Origin of the sequence: Niallia sp., assembly GCF_031978665.1 — a bacterium.
GTDB lineage: Bacteria > Bacillota > Bacilli > Bacillales > Cytobacillaceae > Niallia.
In genome coordinates this window covers 1-5,617 of sequence record NZ_DALZDK010000063.1, presented here as the reverse complement: position 1 = coordinate 5,617, position 5,617 = coordinate 1, and the positions used below count along the sequence as shown (strand labels likewise).

The following is a 5,617-nucleotide window of genomic DNA, read 5'->3' as shown; positions in this document are numbered from 1 at the left end:
CCCGTGTTAACCATTCCAATTCCAGGAATTAAAATGACTCTAGGAGCCGTTTCAGAAATTTGGTCTCCCGCCTCTTTATTTCTTTCAAAATAAGCAATATACTCATTTTTAAAGTTCTCTACACCTGTTTTTATGCTTTCTTTTAAACTAGCAATATCTTTTGTAGCCGGATCCCATTCAATATACAATGGTTGTCTTTTCGTATGTACCAAATGATCTGGGCATGCTGCACCTATTTGAGATAAGCTCTTTGCTTCGTTGCTATTTACAAATTGAAGTACTTCTTCTCCTCGATCATAAGTTAACAGCATCTGTTTTTCCCCGCTAACTGCTCCCCTGATCACTGGCAACACTTGACTTAAAATTTCTTCTGCTTCTTCCCCCTTTAAGGCTGAATATTTTTCTCCACCAAAAACCTTTTCTTCTTCTATTTTACTATGAATATAGTTTTCTGCTTCGTTAATGATTGTAATTGTTTTTTCATAGCTTTCTTGTGCAGTATCTCCCCACACAACAAGGCCATGCTTTTCCATTAATACTAGTTCTGCATTCGGATTATTCCGCACACCTTCTGCAATCATTTTAGATAATGTAAAGCCTGGTCGAATATAAGGAACCCAAACGAAACGATTTCCATAGATTTCTTCTGCAATTTGTTTCCCATTATCTGCACAACAAATGCTAATAATAGCGTCTGGATGTGTATGATCCACATGTTTATATGGTAAAAATGCATGTAATAAGGTTTCAATAGACGCTCTTGAATGACTATTATCAATCATACAATGAGATAAATAAGCAACCATTTCCTCATCCGGCATTTCTTCTCTTTCGATTAATGGTTTAATATCTTCCAGCTTAAGCCCGGTAAAATTATGCGCTTTCATCGTTGCTAAGTCTGAACCGCTTCCTTTTACCCACATTACTTCTATCTCTCTTCCACGAAAATCTCTTTCAATTGTCTTCATGGAAGTATTTCCTCCTCCCCAATTACATACAGCACGATCTGTCCCGATTAAATTGGAGCGGTACACTAACTCTTCCAATCCTTTATTTAATTGTGAAGCCCTTTCATTATTCCATAAATTCTGAACCATTATAATTCTCCCTTCACACAAACTGTTTTTTTATACCCCAAATACATTATATAATATGTTTGTTTGTTTTTGAAATAGTTTATTTGTTTTTATTTGCATTTATTTTGTAAAGATTAATCCAAATCATGAAAAGTTTATAGGAGTTTTTATTGAGGGAATGGGATGGTGTTGCGGTACCTTTGTTATGCTTACCTTTAATATTGTTTTTTTCGGGGAATTTATTTCTTTTAGCCTTTGAGAATATATTCGCTTCATGAACACCACTTTTTGCTTTGTTGCTGCAACTTTTCAGCTTTCACCAAAAAAAGAAGCTAAAGACAGATCCACCTATCTTCAGCTTCTATATCTTTTATTCCCCTAGAATCTCAAGTGTTTCATCTACTCCAACTGCATATTCATCAAATTTGCCTTTTTTGATTTTGATCATCGTTGGGGTACCAGTAATTTCGATTTGCTCTGCGCTTTCAGGTGTTTCGTTTCCGTAGGCTGTATTATGTGTTGCAATGATTTGATTTTCTTCATTTACTACAATGCCCCAAGCGATATTTTTATCAGTTTGGAAATCTTCAATGTTTATTCCTTCATTCCATACTTCTTTCCCGTCTTCCATTTTGCCTATTACTTTATCATACTTTTTATGGTGGGCTTCCCAGTCATACCAGCTAGATTCATTCTTTTCATCTTGCATATCGACAATATAAATAGGAATGTCTCCATTGTTGCTAAAATCAATAACCTCGCTTTCGATTTGTTTGCAATATGTACAAGTTGCTTGCCAAAAATAAACGATATACTCCTCGTCTTGCTGATCAAACGTAGCTGATGCATTTATTTTCTTTATATCCTCAATTGCATTAATACTCTTACTGTTTAACCACCATATAGCAGCAAAACAAATAATGACAATTACTGCAATCGTACTAAAAATAATCGTTGGTCTATTTTTTTTCTTCATTTCTAAATCTCCTTCTCTACAAAAAGTAATAACTCTATTCTAACTAAAAAGCCGCCCAAATATAGCATCAAACCAAGCCAAAATTCAACATAATTGTGAACGAGTCTTAGTGGTTACTTTATGTGCTAACAAGAATCCAAGTAGCTAATTCACTATATTCGTATTCTTCATTCCTCCTATGATAAAATCAGGATATCTGATAAAGGAGTTGAATAGAGTGAAAGAAAATATAATCAATCGTTTTATTTCCTATGCTGTAGTTGATACACAATCAAATGAAAATAACGCCGAATGTCCATCTACTTCAGGACAGTTAACACTAGCAAATTTATTAGTGGAAGAACTTAAAGAAATTGGAATGGAGGAAGTAACCATTGATGAGAATGGCTATGTAATGGCAACATTACCGGCTAATACAGATAAAAAGGTTCCAACAATTGGCTTTTTAGCTCATTTAGATACTGCTACTGATTTTACAGGCAAAAATGTTCGTCCACAAAAAGTAGAAAATTACGATGGACAGAGTATTATATTAAATGAAGAATTGCAGATTGTTTTATCTCCTAATGATTTTCCAGAATTAAAAAATTATGTTGGGCATACTTTACTCACCACCGATGGAACAACCTTACTTGGTGCGGACAACAAAGCTGGTATTGCTGAAATTGTATCAGCCCTTATTTATCTAAAAGAAAATCCTGACATTAAACATGGGAAAATTAGAGTTGCCTTTACACCTGATGAAGAAATTGGAAGAGGGCCACATAAATTTAATGTAGAAGCCTTTGCTGCCGACTTTGCTTACACGGTCGACGGTGGTCCCTTAGGTGAATTACAATATGAAAGCTTTAACGCTGCTGGAGCGAAAATTACGATAAGTGGAACGAATGTACATCCAGGCACCGCAAAAGGAAAAATGATCAATAGTATAAAAATAGCGATGGAATTACAAAGCCGTTTACCAGTGAGTGAAGCCCCTGAATTTACAGAAGGGTATGAAGGTTTTTACCATTTACTTTCCTTTGAAGGAGATGTAGAAGAAACAAAGCTTTCTTATATTATCCGTGATTTTGATCGTGCTTCTTTCGAAAACAGAAAAAATACTCTTCAGGCAATAGTAGTCGAGTTAAATGAAAAATACGGTGCTAATACGATTAAGCTAGATTTAAACGACCAATACTACAATATGCGCGAAAAAATAGAACCAGTAAAAGAAATTGTAGATGTTGCATACCAAGCAATGGAAAATCTCAGCATTACACCAATCGTCCAACCAATCCGTGGGGGAACAGATGGATCTCAGCTCTCTTATATGGGACTGCCAACACCGAATATTTTTACAGGCGGAGAAAATTTCCACGGGAAATTTGAATATATTTCTGTTGATAACATGGTGAAAGCAACGAATGTAATCGTAGAAATTGCTCGCTTATTTGAAGAACGAGGAGAATAAGGGCTGGGACAAAACTAAATAGCCAATCTGTAAAGACGAACAATCTCAATTAGCTCTTAAATAAAGTAATCTATGTTTTTAAATATAGTCAAGTCTAAAAACTAATTTGTTCCATTGCGCTACAAACACACGATGCGTCGGGGAGGAAGCTGAGCCTCATCGGCTTCGCCTGTGGGGTCTAAAGCGTCCTCTATTTCCCGCAGGAGTCGAGTGTTTTCCGCTCCATTCCACTTCGTTTTTAAAGGCAATTTCCTAAAAACTTATTTTTTGCCAAGAAAAAATAAATTAGTAAGAAAAATGGAGCAGCCTGAATACACGTAGACGCCACAGGGAGCTGCGAGAAAGTCCGAGACCCTGCAGGCCAAAGGCAGACCGCGGCTCGGCGCTCGCCCCATGGAAAGCGAAGTGTATTCAGGCTGTGGGTACTAACACTAACTTTACTGAAACAGTCTTTTATAAAACTAAGATAAACCCGAACAACCATATGAATTTATTCATATGGTTGTTCGGGTTTATCTATGGGTTGAATACTTTTGTCCCAGCCCCTTTAAAGTTTACTAGATACTTTTTCAAAGAATCATCCCCCCTTTAACACCTCGGTATATTTCGGTTACCGAATTAAATTTTGTACTTTTAACAGTTTAGTATATAATGATTCAGTGCCAAAATCCCTATATTCCATGGATTTAGTGGTGAAAGAAAAGATTAGAGGAGTTTTGCAATGAATACAATCAGTAAAATGCAAGAAGAAGTTACACAAAATACAGAATTACATCACTATATATTAGAAACATTTGGACTACAATCCAAGAAAAAGAGAGTGCGCAAAAAACTTTTTAAACAAGTAATCTCTCAAGAAAAGGTCCTTAAAAAAGTAGTGAAAGAGTTTAAACAGACAGATCAAGAACAGGTTGTTCCATCTGCCAAGCGAGATGAAAGCACTGTTTCCTTTAATGCTCTACCAATTACTACTCTATTAAAAATTGGGAAAGAATTCTTTAAAGAAGAAGAAAGTGTTCGTTTTTACTATAATAAAAACAAAGAACCTTTCTATAAAAATAAAGAAATGTTAGTTTCTTGTATTTCAACAAATTATGCAGCTGCAACTGCTGAAATTCAAAAAGAAATCATAACTAAATTATAATTCTATTAAATTATATGATACATTTGTGATAGCCACTTCTTCTAACTCACCCATCTTATGAAGTGGCTACTATTTTTTTATTCCCCTTCTACTACAAAATCGTAACCTCCTTCCATTTGCTTGTTCGATATCTCACACTCTGCTATAATTTTCATGTACATAATTAATGCATTTATTTTAAACGATAAAGAAAAGGAGGAATACAGATGATTAAAGTTGCACCCTCCATTCTCTCCGCTAATTTTGCGAAGTTAGGAGAAGAGGTGAAAGACGTTGAGCTAGGTGGAGCTGATTACATTCATATTGATGTAATGGACGGTCATTTCGTACCAAACATTACCATTGGTCCACTTATTGTTGAAGCAATTCGTCCAGTTACAACATTACCTTTGGATGTTCATTTAATGATTGAAAATCCCGATTCCTATATACCGCAATTTGCAAAAGCCGGTGCTGATATCATTACCGTACATGTGGAGGCATGTCGTCACCTTCACCGTACTATTCAATTGATTAAAGAAAATGGGGTAAAGTCTGGGGTAGTATTAAATCCGAGTACTCCTGTTGAAACGATTAAACATATTATTGAAGATATTGACATGGTTCTATTAATGACCGTTAATCCTGGATTTGGCGGACAAGCTTTCATCCCTAATGTACTTCCTAAAATAAGAGAAGTTCGCCAATTAGCAGATCAATTAAATCCATCACTTGATATTGAGGTAGACGGTGGAATTAATGCCGAAACGGCAGCATTAGTGAAAGAAGCAGGGGCAAATGTTCTCGTTGCTGGCTCATTTATTTATAATAATCCAAATCGCGAAGAAGCGATTAAAGCGGTTCGTGGATAAACGAGCTTAAATTAAGAAAATTAACCCTGTTAATTCCCAAAGAGACATAAGTATTCCAGCCCAGGTGAAAGCCAAACAATTACACGAAATTTCGTATGATTGTTTGGCTTTTTAATT

Annotated in this window: 4 protein-coding genes and 1 pseudogene; 3 read left to right on the top strand and 2 right to left on the bottom strand. The window is 35.6% G+C overall.

The features are described 5' to 3' along the window. Nucleotides 1-1,097: pseudogene (locus tag RTL21_RS22505) on the bottom strand (class II aldolase/adducin family protein); the annotation flags it as partial. Nucleotides 1,098-1,446: 349 nt separating this feature from the next. Further along, nucleotides 1,447-2,052 (bottom strand): thioredoxin domain-containing protein, encoded by a 606-nt coding sequence (locus RTL21_RS22500; protein WP_312099331.1) that lies wholly within the window; start codon nt 2,050-2,052, stop codon nt 1,447-1,449. Between the two features lie 217 nt (nt 2,053-2,269). On the opposite strand from RTL21_RS22500, the gene pepT reads away from it, so the two are divergent. From pepT to rpe, 3 genes are all read left to right on the top strand, one after another. Continuing rightward, entirely contained in the window at nt 2,270-3,505 is a 1,236-nt protein-coding gene (gene pepT / locus RTL21_RS22495) for a peptidase T (RefSeq protein WP_312099330.1), read from the top strand. A gap of 721 nt (nt 3,506-4,226) precedes the next feature. Then, nucleotides 4,227-4,649, top strand: coding sequence for a hypothetical protein (locus RTL21_RS22490; RefSeq protein WP_312099328.1), 423 nt, complete (start codon nt 4,227-4,229; stop codon nt 4,647-4,649). A gap of 206 nt (nt 4,650-4,855) precedes the next feature. Further along, entirely contained in the window at nt 4,856-5,500 is a 645-nt protein-coding gene (gene rpe / locus RTL21_RS22485) for a ribulose-phosphate 3-epimerase (RefSeq protein WP_312099327.1), read from the top strand. Nucleotides 5,501-5,617 lie beyond the last annotated feature (117 nt).